This is a genomic window from Nonomuraea sp. NPDC049378, from assembly GCF_055586745.1.
Map to the genome: position 1 here is coordinate 398,039 of NZ_JBVJHP010000004.1, position 17,683 is coordinate 415,721.

The window sequence follows — 17,683 nt, forward strand, 5'->3', positions numbered from 1 at the left end:
ACGCCGTACGCGCCCGCCGCCTGGACGCTTCGCGTCTCACGCGCCCGCCGGGCGCCCCGCTGCCCGCCGCTCGTCTGGCGTACGGGCGGCGCCCGCGTTCAGGCCAGGCCGTGCCGGCGGCACCACTCCTCGACGCTCTCGCCCCCGCGCTCCACCGCGCGCACCCAGTGGGCGTCGGCCGCGATCGCGTCAAGGACGGTGTCGTGGATCGGGAACACGGCGGTGAGGCCGGTGATCGTGAAGATGCGGACGATCCGGTCAGTGCCCATCACAAGGGCGAGTGACCCCTCGTGGGAGCGCAGCCGCTTGAGCGCGCCCACGAGCACCCCCAGGCCGGTCGAGTCGAGGAACTCCACGCCGCCCAGATCGACCACGAGGTGGACGACCCCCTTGGCCACGAGGTCGAGCACCTGCTCGCGCAGCCGTGGCGCGGTGAAGACGTCGATCTCTCCGACGACCTTGACGGTGGCGCAGTCGCCGGTCGGCCCGAAGACCTCTAACTCGATCTCTCGCATCTGGAACCCCTCAGCTCACTCAGTCGCGTCATTCGTGGTGATGACGGGGGAAACTGTACGTTGACATTATGCGGTGAGCGGCGTCCGCGTCAATAAACAGCTTTCGGCGTCATTGTGCACGATGACAGGAGTGGGGGATGGGATGCGCGTCGAGGAGGCCATCGGGTTGCAGATCGCACACCTGCGGGCAGAGCGGCGGATGTCGCTGACCGAGCTGGGTGAGGCGCTGGGCCGCTACCTGGACAGGCCGTGGAGCCGGCAGGCCGTCCACCAGGCCGAGCGCGGGCAGCGGGCGTTCACGGCCGCCGAGCTGACCGCCCTCGCGCTGGCTCTCGACACTTCCGTCCCGGCGCTGTTCCGCGCCGACGGCGACCGGATCGAGCTGCCGGGTGGGGCGGTCTCTCCCGAGGAATACCGCGGCATCCTGCTGAACAGGGAGCGGAACACGCCCCTGGACGGGGTCGAGGAGCTGATCATCGCGCTGCACGACATCGGGGAGGTGCTCTCCCGTCCCGCCCTGGTCCGCCTGGCGCGCATCGGCGAGGTGGCCGACCAGGTAGCCGGCCCGGAGCCGCGCCGGCCCTGACCCCCACCCCGCCGGCCCGGCAGGCTGTCCGGGGCCGGCGGGGTGATGGCCGTCCGGCCTGCCCGGCAGTTGATCAGGGCCGGCGCGGCCACGTCTCCTCCACGGCGTCCCCGGCGCTGCCCGGGATGTCGTCGGCGAGGCTGAACAGCAGGTCGCGGTGGGCGGGGAAAGGGTCGCGGGTCATCGGGCGGCGTGGCCGGAGACGCGCAGCGCGCGCAGGGCGCCCTCGGCGGCCATGATCGCGCTGTTGATGGAGATCTCGCCGCGCATGCCGGGCGCGGCCACCATGTCGCCCGCCAGGAACACGCCGTGGCCCCGGTCGACCGCCGGACGGTCGCGCCAGGTCTGACCGGGCAGGTCGAGTGCTCCGGTACGGTGCCTGGCCGTCCCGGAGCGCTGCCAGGTGACGCGCTCGCGCCAGCCGGGCACCGCCAGGTCGGCCAGCGCCCGCACCCGCCGGGCCGCCTCGGCCCTGGTCTCCTCGTGCCGGACCGGCATGTCGATCTGGAACAGGGTCTCCCCTCTGGGAGCGGCGGTGGGATCTTGCATGGAATAGCTCTCGTGGAAGCCGCCGCCGTCGAGGTCGAAGCAGATGAAGCGGTCGCCGCGCGCCGAGCGTACGGCGAGGTCGAGCAGCACGACGTTGCCGCTCTGCCAGTGCAGGCCGTCGTCGCCGAGCAGTCTCCGGGCCGAGGACAGTTCCGTCGCCACGATGGTGGGCTCGCCCGGCAGGTCGTGCACGCGGGAGCCGAGCTCGACGTGTACGCCGAGGTCGCGGGCGCGGGCGGCGAGCCGGTCCATCACCGACTGCCAGCCGCCGACCACCCAGCGGACCGTCGGTACGCGGAAGGCGAACACCCGGCGCAGCAGCTCCCACACGAACGCGGCCGACAGACGTCCCGTGTCGGCGTCGTACGTCACCACGCCGATCGCGTTGGCGGCAGCCCTGGCCGTGTCCTCGCCGTACCGGGCGGAGGCCCACGTGTGGAAGTCCACGTCCACCGGCGCCGTGCGGGGGCCCGTCGCCAGCATCCGGAGGAACCCGGCCGGCGGCAGCGACCGCAGCCGGCCGTCGCGTACGAACCCCAACCTGGCATCACGCACCGCCGGCCGGCCCAGCGCCCCGACCAGGCCCCGCTCCCGCAACCACGTCCAGTGCGGGCCGTCGGCGTAGAAGACATGAGGACCCTCATGCGCCAGATAGGGCCCGCCGGTCGCCCGCCCCCGCCCGCCGAGCCGCTGGTGCGCCTCGTGCAGCGTCACCTCCGCGCCCGCCTCCGCGCAGACGATGGCCGCCACCAGGCCGGCCAGCCCGCCGCCGACCACCACGATCTTCTTCGTCACCACTTTCCCCTTCCTTCTCACCCCATAAGAAGGAACGAGGCGCCGCCGATGTGACATCACCCGCTCGGCGTGCTGTCATGCCTCCCCTCCTTCGTGCGCAGCGCGAGATCGTGCGCGGCGGGGGAGCCCACGGGGCGCAGGCGGCCCGGCGTGAACAGCCACACCGCGACGGTGCCGGCCAGCAGCAGAACCGCTCCCGCCCCGCCGGCCGGCACGAGCGACTCGGTGAACGCCGCCCGCGCCTGCTCCGCCAGCGGCCCGCCCTCCGCCCCGAGGCTCCGGGCCACGGCGAGCGCCGCACCCAGCGACTCGCGTACGCCCTCCCCGCCGGGCCCCTCGTACGCCAGCCCGCTCCGGTAGGCCGCGGCCGCGACGCTGCCCAGGACGGCCACGCCGAGCGCCCCGCCGACCTCGTAACTGGTCTCCTCGATGGCCGCCGCGCTGCCCGCCTTGGCCGCCGGCGTGCCCGACATGATGACCGAGGACGCGGTCGCGAGGGCGCCGTTGCCGACGCCGATGAGCACCAGGGCGCCCGCGATCGGCCAGTAGGTCAGCGGCCCGGGGGCGGCGAACAGCAGCAGGAAACCCAGCCCGGTGAGGCCCAGCCCGCCCGCCAGCACCGCCCGCGCGCCGACCAGGGCCGCCACCCGGGGAGCCAGCGGCGAGGCGACGATCGCGGCCAGCGCGGCGGGCAGCAGGCGCACGCCCGTCTCCAGCGGGGAATAACCCTGGACGAGCTGCATCCACTGCGCCAGCAGCAGCAACACCGCCGCCATCGCGATCGACGTGGTCAGCGCCGTCACCACTCCGGCCGAGAACGGGCCGCTGCGGAACAACCTGATCTCCAGCAGCGGATCCGGCCTGCGCAGGCACCGTGCCACGAACCAGCCCAGCGTCACCGCCGCCACCGCGGTCGCCGCCAGGGCGGCGGGGGAGCCCAGGCCGTACTTGCCGAAGTCCTTCACGGCGAACACCAGCGCCACCATGCCCGCCATCGACAGGACCGTGGCGAGCGCGTCCCACCGGCCGGGCGCCGGGTTCCTGGACTCCGGCAGCAGGAACAGCCCGGCCGCGATCGCGACCGCCATGACGGGCACGTTCACCAGGAACGCCGAATGCCAGCTGAAGTGCTCAAGCAACAACCCGGCCAGGATCGGCCCCAGCGCCGCCCCGACCGCGGCCATCGCCGCCCAGACGCCGAGCGCCCTGGCGCGCTCCGCGGGGTCGGTGAACATGCTGCGGATCATCGACAGCGTCGACGGCATGATCATCGCCCCGCCCACCCCGAGCAGCGCCCGTACGGCGATCACCTGCAGCGGGCTGCCCGCGGCCAGCACCGCCAGCGAGGCCAGCCCGAACACCGCGAACCCGGCAAGCAACATGCGCTTGCGCCCCCACCGGTCGCCGAGCGCGCTCACCGTGACCAGCAGCCCCGAGAGCACCAGCGCGTACGCGTCCACCATCCACAGCAGCTCGATCGAGCCCGGCCGCAGGTCCGCGGACATGGCCGGGAGCGCGACGTTGAGCACGGTCATGTCCATGACCACGAGCAGCACGCTGGCGGAGAGCACGGCCAGGCCCAGCCGGCGCCTCGTGGCGGAGACCGGCGACGCGGTCGCCGTCATGGCTCCTCCCGCCGGGCCGCGCCGTCCTCGAACGTGGTGAGCAGCAGCCGGGGCACGTCCCGGCGTGCGACGTCGCCGCGGCGCAGGCTCTCGCGCACGGCCACGAGCAGGCCGTACACCGTGCTGCTGATCCATCGGGCGGGCAGGTCGGCGCGGAGCAGCCCCGCACGCTGCGCCGCGGCGTAGAAGGCGATCTCGCGCTCCTCCAGCTCGTCGGAGCGGCGCTTCAGCTCGGGATCGACCAGCATGGCGTAGTCGGTCAGGCCGAACCCGTAGGCGTCGGCAACCGCGATCAGCCCGCCCAGCATGGCGTCGAGCGCCTTGCCGATCACCTCGCGATCCCCGGAGGCGGTCGCGTCGACCAGGCCGCTGCGCTCCTGCACCTGTTCCCACTGCTCGTGCGCGCGATGGCCGAGGGCGAGCATCAACTCCTCCCGGCTGCTGAACTGCCGGTGCAGCGTGGCCTTGCTGATCCCGGCCGCCTCGGCGAGCTGCGCCATGGAGGCGAGCGGGTTCTCGTTGAGGTGCCGGATCGCCGCACTCATGATCTGCGCCCGGCTCATCGCCATCGCGCACGGCTCCCGTATGAGACATTCATGTCTCATACGATACATCATCGCTTCATTCGGGTCGCTCGTGTCGCCCGCGAGCGGTGGACGAACCTCTTGACCGGACCGCTCGTCCCGGATGGGGAAGGCGCCGCCGTTCAAGGTCGCGGCCGCGGATCGCCTGGCCGCGGGAGGCGCGGGTGATCGGCTGCCCGGGCGGGGACTAGCATGCCCGTATGCGCCTCCATGTCCGAGAGTGTGACGGCCCTGCCGATCGCACGCTCCTGGTGGTTCATGGCGGGCCTGACTGGGACCACAGCTACCTGGTCGAGCCGCTGCGCGAGCTGGCGGGTGATCGGCGCCTGCTCTTTCCCGACCTCCGTGGATGCGGTCGCTCTCCTGCCGCTGAGCCGCTCACCCCTGATGCGATGGTGGCCGATCTCATCGAGCTGATCGGATCGCCGGCTGTGGACGTGCTCGGTTTCTCGTACGGCGGCCTCATCGCCCAGCGCCTGGCCATTCAGGCTCCGCATCTGGTCCGGCGTCTGATCGTCGCCTCAAGCAGTGTCCTGCCCGTGCCCGCCGGCGCCTTCGACGGATGGGAGGAATATGAGCGCCGCGCCGCTGCCCATCCCTCCCTTTGGGAGGATCCGGCCCTGGACGGCGTGGAGCTTGTCAGGGCTGAGGCGTTCCGGAGCGCGCCGCTCAACGTCTGGCGGGAGCAGTCGTTACCCGGCTATCGCAGGCGGCTGGAGCGGGTGATGTTCACCGCCACATATCTGCGGGCCTGGCGGGAGGGCCGCCTTCCTTCCGCTCGTCCTCCTGACGCGGTCGAGCGTCTTTCCGGAATCCCGCTGTTCTTGTTGCATGGACGATATGACATGACCTTTCCCGCCTCTTTGGTGGCACTTACGCCGTGCACGGATGCGATTGTCCTGGACGAGGCTGGCCATATGGCACATATAGACCAGCCGGAGGCATGGCTTGCGGCTGTTTCCCGATTTCTGGGGAATGACGAAAATCCACGCGATCGCGTGATCGGCCAGTAATAATAAATATCGGGCATGCCCGCCCTTTCAGGGGCGATTCGGCGCAGTTAATGCAGCACCTCTATCCGGTGACCACGTCAAGGGGATGGCGGACGACGGCGTCGAAGTGATATCCGAAAGGATGGTGGGGCGTGACGAAGGGCTGGGTGGCGCCGCTCGCGTCGGTGGCGCGCGCCATGAGCACATGAGCTCCCGTGCGCCGGGGAGCCCACGCGATGTGCCACGGCAGCCAGGTGCTGACCAGGTGCCGGCCGTGGTGCTGGGCCTCGCGCCAGCTCGCTCCGCCGTCGAAGCTGACCTCCACCCGGACGATCCGGCCTCGCCCCGACCATGACCGTCCGTGCAGGATGTGCGGCCCGCCGACGGGCAGGCGGGCATTCCAGGCGAGCTCGAAAGCGCTCTTGGCCGGATTTGTCGTGACATCGGCATAGAAGGCCGTGTTCCAGGGCGTCTGAAGCTCGCTCGTCGAAACCTCTATATCGCCGAGCCACTTGATGGACGCCACGCCCACCCATCCCGGCACCACCAGCCGCGCCGGGAATCCATGGTCGGCGGGCAGCGGCACACCGTTCATCTCGTAGGCGACGAGGACGTCGTCCATGGCTTTGTCGATCGGCAGCGGGCGGCGCACGTGCCCGTAGCGCTCGAAGGGGGCGTCGAGGCCGGTGGGCAGCACGTCCACCGCCCCGGGACGCACGCCCACCTCCTTGAGCAGGTCTTTCAGCAGCACGCCCCGCCAGCGCGCGACCCCGATCGCGCCCAACCCCCACTGGGTGCCGGGAGCGGCGTCGTGCTGCTGCGTGCCGTAGAACCGCCGGCCGTTGCCCGCGCACTCGATCGCCACGTCGAACGTCCGCGACCGCATGCCCCGCAGCTCGTCGTAGCCGAACTCGCGCGGACATCGAACCCCCGCGCCATGGACGCGCAGGCGCCAGGTCGCCGCGTCGATGAGCGGCGTGGAGGTGTGGTTGCGCACGAAGAACCGGTCGTTGGGGGTGTGGTAGCCCACCCCGGACATGGCTTCCCATCGCATCTCGGCGCTCTCACCGTGCACCCTGAACAGATGGTCGGGCAGCGGCTTGACGATCGTCGCCGTGGCCTGCTTCATGGACGTCACCTCCGGCACTCGGTATTTCCTACCTGGAAACCATTTAATCTCCTCTCGTGCCCTGACGGTGCTTCTCGCGGCAATCCGTGTCCGACCGGTTAGGAACGTGCTCCACTTGTGCAGCACCGTTACCCCTGCCCCCCACCTGCAGGAGCACATGCCCGGCCACGCTAGCCAGGGAACGGCTCGCCGGCGTTGAGACGCTCGATCAGGGTCGCTAACGCGGCCCGGCCGCCGTGGTCGCGCAACCAGCGGCTCACCTGGCAGGCGGACTTCGCGTACGTGCCGGCGTCGCGGCTCGCGGCGGCCAGCCACTCCTCCAGCGTGACAGGCAGAGCGCCGGTGGGCTCGATCAGGCAGCGGTCCCCGGCGGACGCGGGGGCCAGGTAGCGGGCGTCGTCGGAGACCACCACGGCCAGGCCCTCGTCGAACCACTGCGGCATGTCGGCCCCGGAGGAGAGCCGGGCGTGCAACTCGACGTGGGCCATCTCGTGGGAGGCGATCACCGGGTTCACCCCGCGGGGCGAGAGCATCACCGACCGGTTGAGCACCGCCACCCCGCGCTCCTTGCCCCCGCCGATGCGCGCATAGCAGTCTTCCGTCAGGCAGACGAGCAGGTCGGGGGCGCTGACCGGATCGCCGTAGAAGGCGGTGACCCGCCGGCGTGCCTGCTCGGCCACCTGCTTCACCCGGGCCCGCTCGGCGTCCTCAAGATCGGGCTCCGTGTAGATGCCCTCCTCCGCCTCGGTCAGGCCGTAACAGCCCGGGCACGTCGTCGCGGCCATGGAGGGATAGGCGAGCGCGACACCGGCGACGGCCGCGATGAGCAGCGCGGCGACAGCGGCGAGAACGCGTGCCCCCAGCTTGCGCGCCTTCCTTGTCGGGGAACCCATCGTGTCCTCCTCGGGGTGGCCGGCTCGGCGAGGACACTCTCCCGCACTCCCGGCCGCCGCACATCCACCCGGAGTCGGTCAACCCCTGGTCGGAGACCGGCCGCGGAGGAGGTCAGCGCCCCAGGAAGGACAGGAGGCGGTCGAGGGGCCAGGCGTTGATGACATCGTCGGTGGTCAGCCACGCCCGCTGCGCGATCCCCACCCCGAACCGCTGGTTGGCGAGGTGCGGGATCGCGTGCGAGTCGCTGTCGATCGAGAACTTGACCCCATGGTGCCTGGCCAGCCGCACCAGGTCGGCCGGCAGGTCGGACCGGTCGGGGTAGGAGTCGATCTCCATGGCGGTGCCGGTGCGGGCGGCCGCCCGGAAGACGGCGTCCCAGTCGGCGTCGACGGGCGGGCGCTTGCCGATCTTCCTGGTCGTCGGGTGGCCGATGATGTCGACGTACGGATTCTCGCAGGCGGTGATGAAGCGGCGTGTCATCTCCTCGCGCGGCATCCCGAAGTGGGAGTGCACCGAGGCGACGCACACGTCGAACCCGCGCAGGACCTCCGCCGGCCAGTCGACCGATCCGTCGGGGGCGATGTTGAGCTCGGTGCCGTGCAGCAGCCGCATGCCGGGATGCCGGCGCTGCAGCTCGGCCACCTGGCCCCGCTGCTCCAGCGCCTTGTCCAGGGTCATCCGCTGCATCGCCAGGTCGGGAGCGTGGTCGGTGACCGCGTAGTAGGAGTAGCCGCGGGCGCGGCCGGCCGCCACCATGTCGTCCAGCGAGGCGATGCCGTCGGTCAGGTCGGTGTGGGTGTGCAGGTCGCCCTTGAGGTCGGTGAGCTGGATCAGGGTGGGCAGCTCACCGCGGAGCGCCGCCTTGACCTCGCCGCCGTCCTCCCGCAGCGGCGGTGGCACGAACTGCATGCCGAGCGCGTCGTAGATGTCCTCCTCGGACGCGGCGGCGATCACCCGGTCGCCCTCGAACAGCCCGTATTCGGACAGCTTCCAGCCCTTCTTCACCGCCATCTCCCTGATGGCGACGTTGTGCTCCTTGGAGCCGGTGAAGTATTGCATCGCCGCGCCCCACGATCCGGCCGGCACCACCCGCAGGTCGACCTGGACCCCGGACGTGGTGCGGACCGAGGTCTTCTTGTCGCCCGCCGCGATCACCTCGGCGACGTAGGGCTGGGCGCGGAAGGCGGCCATGACGGACTCGGGCGCGACGGCGAGGATGTCGATGTCGCCGATCGTGTCCTTCATCCGCCGCAGCGAGCCCGCGTAGGCGATGCGCTCGGCCTCCAGCGAGGCCATCACCTGCTCGGCCAGCGACATGGCGACCCCGATGTGCACCCGGCGGCCCGACTGCTCGAGCTGCTCGACGCCCTTGCGGAGATTGGCCAGCGTCTTGGGGCCCAGCCCCTTGACCCCGTCGAGCCGGCCGGCGGTGATGGCCTCGCTCAGCGCCGTGGGCGAGTCGATGCCGAAGTCCTCGAACAGCATGATGGCGGTCTTCGGCCCCAGCGTCGGCACCCGGGTCAGCCTGCGCACGCCCTCGGGCACCCGGCCGCGCAGATCGTCGAGCTGCCGGAAGCTCCCGCGCCGCAGGAACTCCTCCATCTTCTTGGCGATCGCCTCGCCCACCCCGGGAACGGCGCGCACGTCGGTGACCGAGATGTCCTCGGGGAACCCGGCGATCGCCTTGGCCGCCTTCTGGTAACTCCGCACCCGGAAGGCGTCGCCGCCGCAGAGCGCGAACAGCTCCGCGTATTCCTGCAGCGCCGCCGCCGCATCCTCATTCGCCCGCATGGAACCACCCTAGGGTCCGGGGCCGACAATCTCGCCTCTCAGAAGCGCACCTCACGCGGCCGGTACGGGGCCGCGAGGAAGTCGAGCTCGTCGGCCGACAACGTCACCGACACGGCGGCCACCGCGTCGTCGACGTGCCGGTCCTTCGTGGCGCCCACGATCGGGGCGGTCACGGCAGGCTGGTGCAGCAGCCAGGCCAGGGCCACCTGGGCGGGCGGCAGGCCGCGGTCGCTCGCCACCTGCGCCACCCGGTCGATCACGACCTTGTCGTTCTCCGGGTCGTACAGGTGGTCGATGCGCGCGTCGGACCCCGTCCTGGCCGTCGTGGCGTGGGAGCCCGCCCTGGCGAGCACTCCGCGCGCGAGCGGGCTCCACGGGATCACGCCCACGCCCTGGTCGGCGCAGAGCGGCACCATCTCGCGCTCCTCCTCGGTAGAGGAGGTTGTAGTTCTGCATTTCATGCTAGATGTTGTCCATGAGCCCGACAGCATCCCCCATCCCCGTCGTCTCGTACGCTCGCATCTCCGCTGACTGCAAGGGCGACGAACACGGGGTACGCGACCAGCACAAGGTCAATGGCGACACGGCCACGCGGTACGGGTGGACGATCGTCCACGAGTTCACCGACAATGACAAGTCAGCCGCGAAGGCCGAGGTCGTGCGCGATGACTTCGAGGCCCTGCTGAAGGCTTTGAAGGCGGGCAGGCTTCCCGATGGAAGGGCGGTCGCCGGTGTCGTGGTCCTGGCCGATGACCGCCTGGCTCGCCGTCCTGGCGACTATGAGCGTTTCGTGGAGTCGTTCACGGTCCAGGACGGGCGCGTGTTCGCCGACGCGCAGGGCACCAAGGACCTGTACAGCGAGGACGTGGAGAGCATGGGCCTGTTCGGGGCCGTAATCTCCAAGATGGAGGTTCGCAAGATGCAACGCCGCATGCGCCGCTCCCACCGGGCACGTGCGGAGGAGGGCAGGCCGTCTGGCGGGCCGCGTCCCTTCGGCTGGAAGCCCGACCGGCTGACCCTCGACAAGGCGGAGGCTGATCTCCTGTGGCGGGCTGCTGTCGACTTCCTCGCCGGGCGTTCTCTGCACTCGATCGTCAAGGAGTGGCAGGACAAGGACATCAAGACCTCGCTCGGGAACACCTGGAGCGTGCGGTCTCTGAAGACTGCCTTGCTGAGTCCACGTATCTGCGGTTGGCGCGAACTGGACGGGGAACTGGTTCGAGACTCGACAGGCGAGCCTATTCAAGGGCAATGGGCTCCGATCATCTCAGGCGACGAGTGGAACGCGATCCGGGCGGTGTTCGGCGCTCGCAAGGGTCATTTCATCGGAAGGGACGGAAAGATCGGCAGGCGGCACCCCGCCGACTACCGGGACCCGGCTTACCTTCTGTCGGGCATCCTGCGCTGCGGCAACATGCTGCCGGACGGCAACCTCTGCAACACGCCGCTGAGGTCGAACCGGGCCAAGGACGCCGCTCACCACGTGTACACATGCCGGAGCAAGGCCCAGGGCGGCTGCGGGGGCGTCTCCAGGCGCGGTGACCTCGTGGATCTCTTCGTCTCGGAGGCGGTCTTGGCGAAGCTCGAAGAGGGGGAACTACTCGATGCGTCGGACGGTGATGAGTGGACGAAGGAAGAACTGCTCCAGGACTCTGTCAGCCGTCTGGAGGAGTTGACGAAGCGATGGCAGGCGAAGGCGATAGGCAACGAACTGTTCTTCTCGCTCGCGCCCGGCCTGGAGCAGGAAATCGCCGACTATCGCGCGGAGAAGAACAAGCACGAAGCGTTCGTAGAGCTCCAGCAGTCACGGAAGACGACGGACGTCGAGAAGATCCGGAAGCGGTGGTACCTGCCCGAGGACGAGGGAGGCCTGCCGATCTCGACGAAGCGCACGTACATCCGTGAGGCGCTGCACGCCGTGATCATGTATCCGGCTGGCAAGGGGAACAAGAAGTTCGATCCCGACACGCTTGACCCAATCTGGCGGGAAAACTGATCCAGGACGTCCAAGACGTCCTGCGGCTCCACGAGAGGGGCGCCCTTACTTCAAAGGGACGGTCCCCTTCGCGACCGCATCGCAACGGCCCAGCCGGATCGCACGTGAGAGGGCCGCTGATGGGTCTAGGTCTAGAGACGGTGCTCTCTAGACCTAGGTCTTTCTTGAGGCTTACAGAGCCATTGAGCAGGAACCTAGAGGCTAGAGGCTCCATCACATGGCGAGTGGGTATCCAGGAACCACGCTCAAGCGATGGCGGCAACGTGTGGATCTAGGAGGATGACGTTGATCGGAGGCAGAGTGATGGCCTCCGGTAATACACCTCTCTGAGCTGGGCAAACAGTTTATCGTGGAGAAGTTGCGCAACCGGAGAAGGGGAAGGCATATGGCCGGATTTGACTGGAATCCCGAACCGGCGACCACTCCTCACAGCGAACACACGGGCATCCGAATAGCGAGAGCGCGGAACCTCCGTGGATTCACGCAGGAGGGCCTGGCCATGCGGGCGAACGTGTCACGCAGCCTGCTCGCAAAAGTCGAGACAGGAGCGAAACCCGCCACCCCATCCTTGGTCGCCGCTGTCGCGCGAGCATGCGCCGTAGACCCGGCCGAGATCAATGGTCAGCCGTATCGGGGAAACGACAGGAAGAGCGATGCCGTACACGCCACAATTCCGGCAATTCGGATGGCTCTGGCGTATGTGGATATCGCTCCTGAACTCGACGCGCCTCCTCGGACCTTGGACGAGTTGCGCACCGAGATAACCGAACTGCGGAAGCTTCAGAAAGCCGCATCGCACGCCCGTCTCGGCGCTCGCCTGCCTGCGGTGCTGGAGGAACTGACCGTCCACGCCATGGAGACGGACGCCGCGCGGGCGTGGCGCATGCTCAACCGCGCCCAAGCTCTGGCCGGATCGCTGGCACGTCGGCTGGGCTACAACGATCTCGCTCAGGTCATCGTCGAGCGGACCTCCGTCTCCGCACAACGCGCCGAGGACGAGCATCTTCCCTGCCTGGTGTCGCTTGGCAGGGCGAGGTTGCTCATGACGCTCGGCGCGTGGGACGTCTCTCTCAAAATGATCAAGAAGGCGGCCGGCGAGATCGATCAAGCCAACCCGGTCTCCACAGAGGTTTTCGGCTCCCTCCATCTCAGCGCCTCCATCGCCGCCGCGAGAGCCGGTAGGGCACCGGAAGCCTGGGAGCATCATGGCACCGCTTCGGATGCTGCGGCTCGGATCAGCCCGCGAGACCGCCGCGATCCGTACGGACTCCAGATGAACCCCCAGAACGCCGCCATTCACGGTTGCGCGGTCGCCGTCGAGTTGGGGGACGCCGACGAAGCGATCAAGCTGGACCGGGAGCTGGATCTAGGACGGCGAAGCGTCGGCGGTGAACGGCGGGCGCATCACGACCTCGACATGTCCCGTGTCCATCTGTGGGCCAGCGACCACGACAAGTCCCTCAAACGCATCTTGCACGCCGAACGCATCGCTCCGCAGATGACCCGATTCCACCCATCCGCCAGAGAGACCGTCCGTCAGCTCCAGCGCACTTACCGGAAGCCCCCGGAGTCGCTGCGCCTGCTGGGGGAGCGCATGGGCATATAGACCTCTGCCTGTCAAGGGGGCCGGTGTGCACAGGTCGTGCACGCCGGCCCCCTTCCCCGTTTCTATGGTCGCCGTAATGCGAGGGCACGGCCACCTTGGAGGACGGGTGAGACGGAATACGGCGTCAACCAGCGGTGCGAATAGACGCGATCATCTGTTGCCAGGACGACAGGGCTGGGATCCCGACCAGCGGCGCGCCGCCTGGGAACTGGACTGCTCCGAACCCGGGTGGGTCGTGTTCTATGGGCCGTACACCCGGCGCTTCTACGCGATCGCTGCCTGGCCGTCTCCGGCCCCGCTCGTCTTGGACGCCGACGGCACCATGGAACTGCGCAGGCTCATGCGCGAGCGGATGCCACGCCTGGACTCGCTCAAGATCTGAGGACCGCGTGAGTGCCCGGAGCTTGTGGCGACTGTACGGATGTCGCGTCTTGATTTCCACCATGGAGCACAGCCCGATGACGACACGAGCGTTCGGATCGTTAATGACTGGTCACACGGGTGTAGTGATCGCTGTCGTGCGTGACGGCTGTCTCGCCTTCGTCCAACTCGATGGGCCAGAGCGTGATCTACCGAATGGGATACGACGCTGGATGTTCCATTGGGATGACCTTGCCGAGCTTCCCCAGAAAACGGTGGGCCAGGTTGAGGAACGCAGTCCTGAACTTGATCATGCACATCCAGGTGCGCGCTAATCGCAATAGAGGGTTTTCCTTAACGCCTCATACGCTCTCTGTAAAGTAACGTGCGTACCTCTACAGAGACGGCCTTTACTTACCCCCTGCGGTTCCGTCGAAAAAGTGTCGGAGACGCCGCTTAACCTCGCTCCATGGTTTCCGTCCGGCCCCACTTGCGGCGTCTCAGGAGCGGCAAGATCGTTCGGGTTAGAGCCCACGAGCGACGCGGCCCCGCCGCTGCCGCGCCTACGTCCAGCTCCGATACTGGTGGGCTTGGCCCTTTCTGGTTCGTGTTGGCTGCCCTGATCGTCATTGGGCTCCTGTCAGGCGGAGTCGCGACCTTTGCGAACTCTGCACCGGTCGCTTCCGAGACGAACAAGACGTCCCGGTCGGCAGCTCCTCATCCGTCCAGCCTCCCGCCGGGTCCTGAAGGAAGGCTGGCTGCGCAACTGCGTGACGGGCGAAAGAACGCAGGGCTGTCGCAGAAAGAGGTCAGCGTGCGGACCGGAATCGCCCAATCGACGATCAACGATTTTGAGCGCGCCCTGGCCGTTCCAAGCACTGAGAGCATGCCAGCGCTTTCTTCCGTCTATGATCTCTCGTTCGACGAGTGGACCGCGCTCGTTGTCACCCGATCCGAGATTCGCTAGCGGGTCGGCCGGTGGCGCGGCGGGCCAGGGCTGAGGAGGGGCTGAGGAACGAAGTCCTGGACCGTCGATCGCCCCCAGCCCGAAACCGGGATCAGCCTGGCTCTGGCGATCGTGAGACCGATCCGAAGTAGGGCGCTCCCGCCAGTACGCCTGACTGCGGGCGGCTTGGCCGCTCCCGCCTGGACCGGCCCTCAGGCCGCATAGACCTTGGTGGCCAGCACGTAGTCCTCGCGCCGAGGGAGCCCTGCGTCGGCGGCCCTGCGGATCATCGGCTCGGCCTCGGGCTGCGGCAGCGCCCACTTCTGCCGGGCCGGATCGCCGTAGCTCATCATGCCGAGGCAGATCCGCGACACGTTCAGGCCCGTGTTGCCAAGTCGTCTGTAGTCCATGGCCTGATTTTATGACTCCGGCCGGCGCTCAGGGCGCTCCGTGCGGAGCCCTGGGAACGATCATCGTGACGCCCGGCACCGAGCCGATCGAGACCAGCGCCTTGCCGGCGTCGGCCAGCCCGATCGTGCGGGTGATCAGCTGGTCGGGATGGAGGATGCCGGCCCTGATCATCTCCAGCATCGGCGGGTAGGCGTGCGCGGCCATGCCGTGGCTGCCGAGCAGCCGCAGCTCGTGGCCGATCACGCGGTCCATCGGCACCGGCGTCGGCCCTCCGGGCAGCAGCCCCACCTGGACGTGCCTGCCCCGCCTGCGCAGGCTCTCGACGGATGCCAGGCACGTCTGAGGGCTGCCCAGCGCGTCGACGGACAGGTGGGCGCCGCCTCTGGTCAGCTCCCTGACCTGGGCCGCCGCGTCGCCGGCCGAGCCGTTGACGAAGTGCGTCGCACCCGCCTGCTCGGCCAGGTGCAGCGCGTCGGTGCTGATGTCCACGGCCACCACGCGCGCCCCGGCCGCCGTCGCGATCATGACGGCCGACAACCCCACGCCGCCGCAGCCGTGCACCGCCACCCACTCGCCGGGACGCACCTCCCCGACCTGCGAGACGGCGCGGAAGGCGGTGGCGAAGCGGCAGCCCAGCCCCGCGGCGGTGACGTAGGCCATGTCCTCGGGCACCGCGACGAGGTTGACGTCGGCGTGCTCGACCGCCACGAACTCGGCGTACGAACCCCAGTGGGTGAAGCCCGGCTGCGTCTGCCGCTCGCACACCTGCTGGTCGCCGGTGACACAGGACGAGCACGAGCCGCAGGCGCAGACGAACGGCAGGGTCACCCGCGCGCCGGGCAGCCAGCCGCGCACGTCGGAGCCGACCGCCTCCACCACGCCCGCCAGCTCGTGGCCCGGCACGTGGGGAAGGGAGGTGATGTCGGGGTCGTGGCCCTGCCAGCCGTGCCAGTCGGAGCGGCACAACCCCGTCGCCTCGACCCTGATCACCGCCCCGTGCGGGGCGGGCGACGGGTCGGGCAGCTCGCGAACGTCGAGTTCGCCACCGAAGAGGTCAAAGGCAACCGCTCTCATCTCACGAGCTTAGGGTCAACTCCCGCAGCTCGCGCAAGGCCCGGTGTGCGGGCGAGCCCGGTGCGGTCGTGTAGGGGACCAGGCGGAGGTCGTCGCGGTCGGGCACCGGCATGACCTGGCAGATCGCGTCGCCGCCCTGCAACTCCTCGAAGAGCGCCCTCAACCTGATCACCCTCACCTGCGCCAAGGAGCTGATGGAGACGCCGACCAAGGTGAATCTCGCCAACCCGGGTTACTGCGCCACCGACCTCGACGAGCACACCGGTTACCGCACCCCGGCGCAGGGGGCGGTGATCGCCGTACGGCTCGCGACCCTCGGCGCCGACGGCCCTACCGGCTCCTACCAGCAGGACGACGGCTTCCTTCCCCGGTGAGGTGTCAACCATGACGAGGGGGACAGTTAGGGGTGATGGGACGAGATCTGGATAAGGAGCGCTTCACCGAAGCGGAGTACGTCCGTTTCGGCGAACGCCTCCAGGAGCAGGTGGGCGTGCTCCGTGAGCTGCTGGCCACCCCCGGCTTCGGTCAGGGCCCCGCCACGATCGGGGCGGAGCTCGAGCTGTTCCTCATCGACGAGCGGGGCAGGCCGCTGCCGCGCAACAGCCAGGTGCGGGAGGCGCTCGGCGACGAGCGCGTCGTGCTGGAGCTCGGCCGCTTCAACCTCGAGGTGAACCTCACCCCCACGCCGCTCGCGGGCACGCCGTTCGAGACGCTGAGCGCCGAGGTCCAGGAGACGATCAGCAAGGTGGACGGCGCCGTCGAGGGTGGTGGCGCCCTGCCCATCGGCATCCTCCCCACCCTCAGCGCCGACGACTTCACGGTGGGCGCGATGAGCGACCAGAACCGTTACCGCGCGATGAGCAGGGGCTTTCGCCGGCTGCGGCTCGAACCGTTCCTGGTCAAGATCGAGGATCTGGAGCTGTCGGTGGAGGACGTGATCCTCGAGGCCGCCAACACCTCGTGGCAGGTGCACATCCGTACGCCGCCGGAGCGGTTCGCCCGGCTGTTCAACGCCGCCCAGCTCGCCATCGGCCCGGTGCTGGCCGTCTGCGGCAACTCGCCGTTCTTCCTGGGGCGCGAGCTGTGGGAGGAGACCCGCATCGCGCTGATGGAGGAGGCCGCCGACGACCGGGACGTGGCGCGGCTCGGGCGCAGGGACGGGCGGGTCACGTTCGGCTCGGACTGGGTGCATGAGGGCGCGCACGAGCTGTTCGAGCGGTACGTACGCGACTACGAGCCGATCGTGCCCGACCTCACCGAGGATCCGCGCCCGCACGAGGTGCCCGAGCTGCGGCTGCACCAGGGCACGATCTGGCAGTGGAACCGGCCCGTCTACGACCCGGCCGACAGCGGCCACCTGCGGATCGAGATGCGCGCGCTGCCCGCGGGGCCGTCCTGCGCGGACATGGCCGCGAACACGGCCTTCCTCCTGGGGCTGACGTTGTCGCAGGCGGAGCGCGACCTGACCGGCTACCGCTTCGCGCAGGCGTACCAGAACTTCTACCGCGCGGCCATGCACGGGCTGGACGCGAAGCTCTCGTGGCCGGGCAGCGACGCCGAGTTCGAGGCGGGGGAGCTGGTGCTCTCGCTGCTGCCCGAGGCGCGGGAGGGGTTGCTCGCGGCCGGGGTGGCGGCGCACGACGCCGACCGGGCGCTGGGCGTCATCGCGCAGCGGACCCGGCTGCGGCGTACGGGCTCGGTGTGGCAGCGCGAGGCGCTCGCGCGATTCGGCGGTGACCGGGAGCGGCTCGTGCGCAGCTACCGTGAGCTGGCACTTTCGGGATTGCCCGTGCATTTGTGGGATTGAGCGCAACCTCTGCCCTGCCTGCT

General features: G+C 69.4%; 17 protein-coding genes and 1 pseudogene. 8 read left to right on the top strand and 10 right to left on the bottom strand.

Features of this window, described 5'->3' with window-relative positions:
• Positions 1–182: 182 nt before the first annotated feature.
• Positions 183–515, bottom strand: a pseudogene (locus tag ACZ6SA_RS11800) (STAS domain-containing protein); the annotation flags it as partial.
• Positions 516–657: 142 nt separating this feature from the next.
• On the opposite strand from ACZ6SA_RS11800, the gene ACZ6SA_RS11805 reads away from it, so the two are divergent.
• The gene (locus ACZ6SA_RS11805) at positions 658–1,101 is read left to right on the top strand and encodes a helix-turn-helix domain-containing protein (RefSeq protein WP_347644068.1); all 444 of its coding nucleotides are present in this window, start codon (positions 658–660) and stop codon (positions 1,099–1,101) included.
• A gap of 180 nt (positions 1,102–1,281) precedes the next feature.
• Here ACZ6SA_RS11805 and ACZ6SA_RS11810 read toward each other — a convergent pair whose 3' ends face one another.
• Genes ACZ6SA_RS11810 through ACZ6SA_RS11820 form a run of 3 tightly spaced genes read right to left on the bottom strand, consistent with a single transcriptional unit; the run spans position 1,282 to position 4,615 of the window.
• Positions 1,282–2,445 carry an FAD-dependent oxidoreductase gene (locus ACZ6SA_RS11810; RefSeq protein ID WP_465827729.1) on the bottom strand — a complete coding sequence of 388 codons (1,164 nt, stop codon included), beginning with the start codon at positions 2,443–2,445 and terminating at the stop codon, positions 1,282–1,284.
• 56 nt (positions 2,446–2,501) lie between these two features.
• A complete protein-coding gene (locus ACZ6SA_RS11815; protein ID WP_465827731.1) occupies positions 2,502–4,070 on the bottom strand; it encodes an MFS transporter in 1,569 nt (522 codons plus the stop codon).
• The gene (locus ACZ6SA_RS11820; RefSeq protein ID WP_465827732.1) at positions 4,067–4,615 is read right to left on the bottom strand and encodes a TetR/AcrR family transcriptional regulator; all 549 of its coding nucleotides are present in this window, start codon (positions 4,613–4,615) and stop codon (positions 4,067–4,069) included. The genes ACZ6SA_RS11815 and ACZ6SA_RS11820 overlap by 4 nt, the downstream gene beginning before the upstream one ends.
• A 239-nt stretch (positions 4,616–4,854) precedes the next feature.
• Between ACZ6SA_RS11820 and ACZ6SA_RS11825 the strand changes: the two genes are divergently transcribed.
• On the top strand, positions 4,855–5,667 hold the full coding sequence (locus ACZ6SA_RS11825; RefSeq protein ID WP_465827733.1) for an alpha/beta fold hydrolase: 813 nt from the start codon (positions 4,855–4,857) through the stop codon (positions 5,665–5,667).
• A 61-nt stretch (positions 5,668–5,728) separates the two neighbouring features.
• Here the strand turns inward: ACZ6SA_RS11825 and ACZ6SA_RS11830 are convergent, their stop codons facing one another.
• The 4 genes from ACZ6SA_RS11830 to ACZ6SA_RS11845 all read right to left on the bottom strand — a co-directional run bounded on the left by ACZ6SA_RS11830 (position 5,729) and on the right by ACZ6SA_RS11845 (position 9,876).
• A complete protein-coding gene (locus tag ACZ6SA_RS11830) occupies positions 5,729–6,775 on the bottom strand; it encodes a sulfite oxidase (RefSeq protein WP_465827735.1) in 1,047 nt (348 codons plus the stop codon).
• A 170-nt stretch (positions 6,776–6,945) separates the two neighbouring features.
• On the bottom strand, positions 6,946–7,668 hold the full coding sequence (locus ACZ6SA_RS11835) for a hypothetical protein (protein WP_465827737.1): 723 nt from the start codon (positions 7,666–7,668) through the stop codon (positions 6,946–6,948).
• A 112-nt stretch (positions 7,669–7,780) separates the two neighbouring features.
• A complete protein-coding gene (polX, locus tag ACZ6SA_RS11840) occupies positions 7,781–9,460 on the bottom strand; it encodes a DNA polymerase/3'-5' exonuclease PolX (protein ID WP_465827739.1) in 1,680 nt (559 codons plus the stop codon).
• A gap of 38 nt (positions 9,461–9,498) precedes the next feature.
• The gene (locus ACZ6SA_RS11845; protein ID WP_465827740.1) at positions 9,499–9,876 is read right to left on the bottom strand and encodes an aldo/keto reductase; all 378 of its coding nucleotides are present in this window, start codon (positions 9,874–9,876) and stop codon (positions 9,499–9,501) included.
• A 59-nt stretch (positions 9,877–9,935) separates the two neighbouring features.
• Between ACZ6SA_RS11845 and ACZ6SA_RS11850 the strand changes: the two genes are divergently transcribed.
• From ACZ6SA_RS11850 to ACZ6SA_RS11865, 4 genes are all read left to right on the top strand, one after another.
• The gene (locus ACZ6SA_RS11850; RefSeq protein WP_465827742.1) at positions 9,936–11,456 is read left to right on the top strand and encodes a recombinase family protein; all 1,521 of its coding nucleotides are present in this window, start codon (positions 9,936–9,938) and stop codon (positions 11,454–11,456) included.
• Between the two features lie 385 nt (positions 11,457–11,841).
• Positions 11,842–13,062 carry a helix-turn-helix domain-containing protein gene (locus tag ACZ6SA_RS11855; protein ID WP_465827743.1) on the top strand — a complete coding sequence of 407 codons (1,221 nt, stop codon included), beginning with the start codon at positions 11,842–11,844 and terminating at the stop codon, positions 13,060–13,062.
• A 157-nt stretch (positions 13,063–13,219) separates the two neighbouring features.
• Positions 13,220–13,444 (top strand): hypothetical protein, encoded by a 225-nt coding sequence (locus ACZ6SA_RS11860; protein WP_465827744.1) that lies wholly within the window; start codon positions 13,220–13,222, stop codon positions 13,442–13,444.
• 585 nt (positions 13,445–14,029) lie between these two features.
• Positions 14,030–14,389, top strand: coding sequence for a helix-turn-helix domain-containing protein (locus tag ACZ6SA_RS11865; RefSeq protein WP_465827746.1), 360 nt, complete (start codon positions 14,030–14,032; stop codon positions 14,387–14,389).
• Positions 14,390–14,580: 191 nt separating this feature from the next.
• Here the strand turns inward: ACZ6SA_RS11865 and ACZ6SA_RS11870 are convergent, their stop codons facing one another.
• Positions 14,581–14,778, bottom strand: a complete 198-nt coding sequence (locus ACZ6SA_RS11870; RefSeq protein ID WP_465827747.1) for a hypothetical protein — start codon at positions 14,776–14,778, stop codon at positions 14,581–14,583.
• Between the two features lie 28 nt (positions 14,779–14,806).
• A complete protein-coding gene (locus tag ACZ6SA_RS11875; RefSeq protein ID WP_347644059.1) occupies positions 14,807–15,853 on the bottom strand; it encodes a zinc-dependent alcohol dehydrogenase family protein in 1,047 nt (348 codons plus the stop codon).
• Between the two features lie 110 nt (positions 15,854–15,963).
• On the opposite strand from ACZ6SA_RS11875, the gene ACZ6SA_RS11880 reads away from it, so the two are divergent.
• A complete protein-coding gene (locus ACZ6SA_RS11880) occupies positions 15,964–16,227 on the top strand; it encodes a Rossmann-fold NAD(P)-binding domain-containing protein (protein WP_465827748.1) in 264 nt (87 codons plus the stop codon).
• A gap of 35 nt (positions 16,228–16,262) precedes the next feature.
• Positions 16,263–17,660: a glutamate-cysteine ligase family protein gene (locus ACZ6SA_RS11885; RefSeq protein ID WP_347644058.1), complete on the top strand. Its 1,398-nt coding sequence runs from the start codon at positions 16,263–16,265 to the stop codon at positions 17,658–17,660.
• The last annotated feature ends 23 nt before the right edge of the window (positions 17,661–17,683 follow it).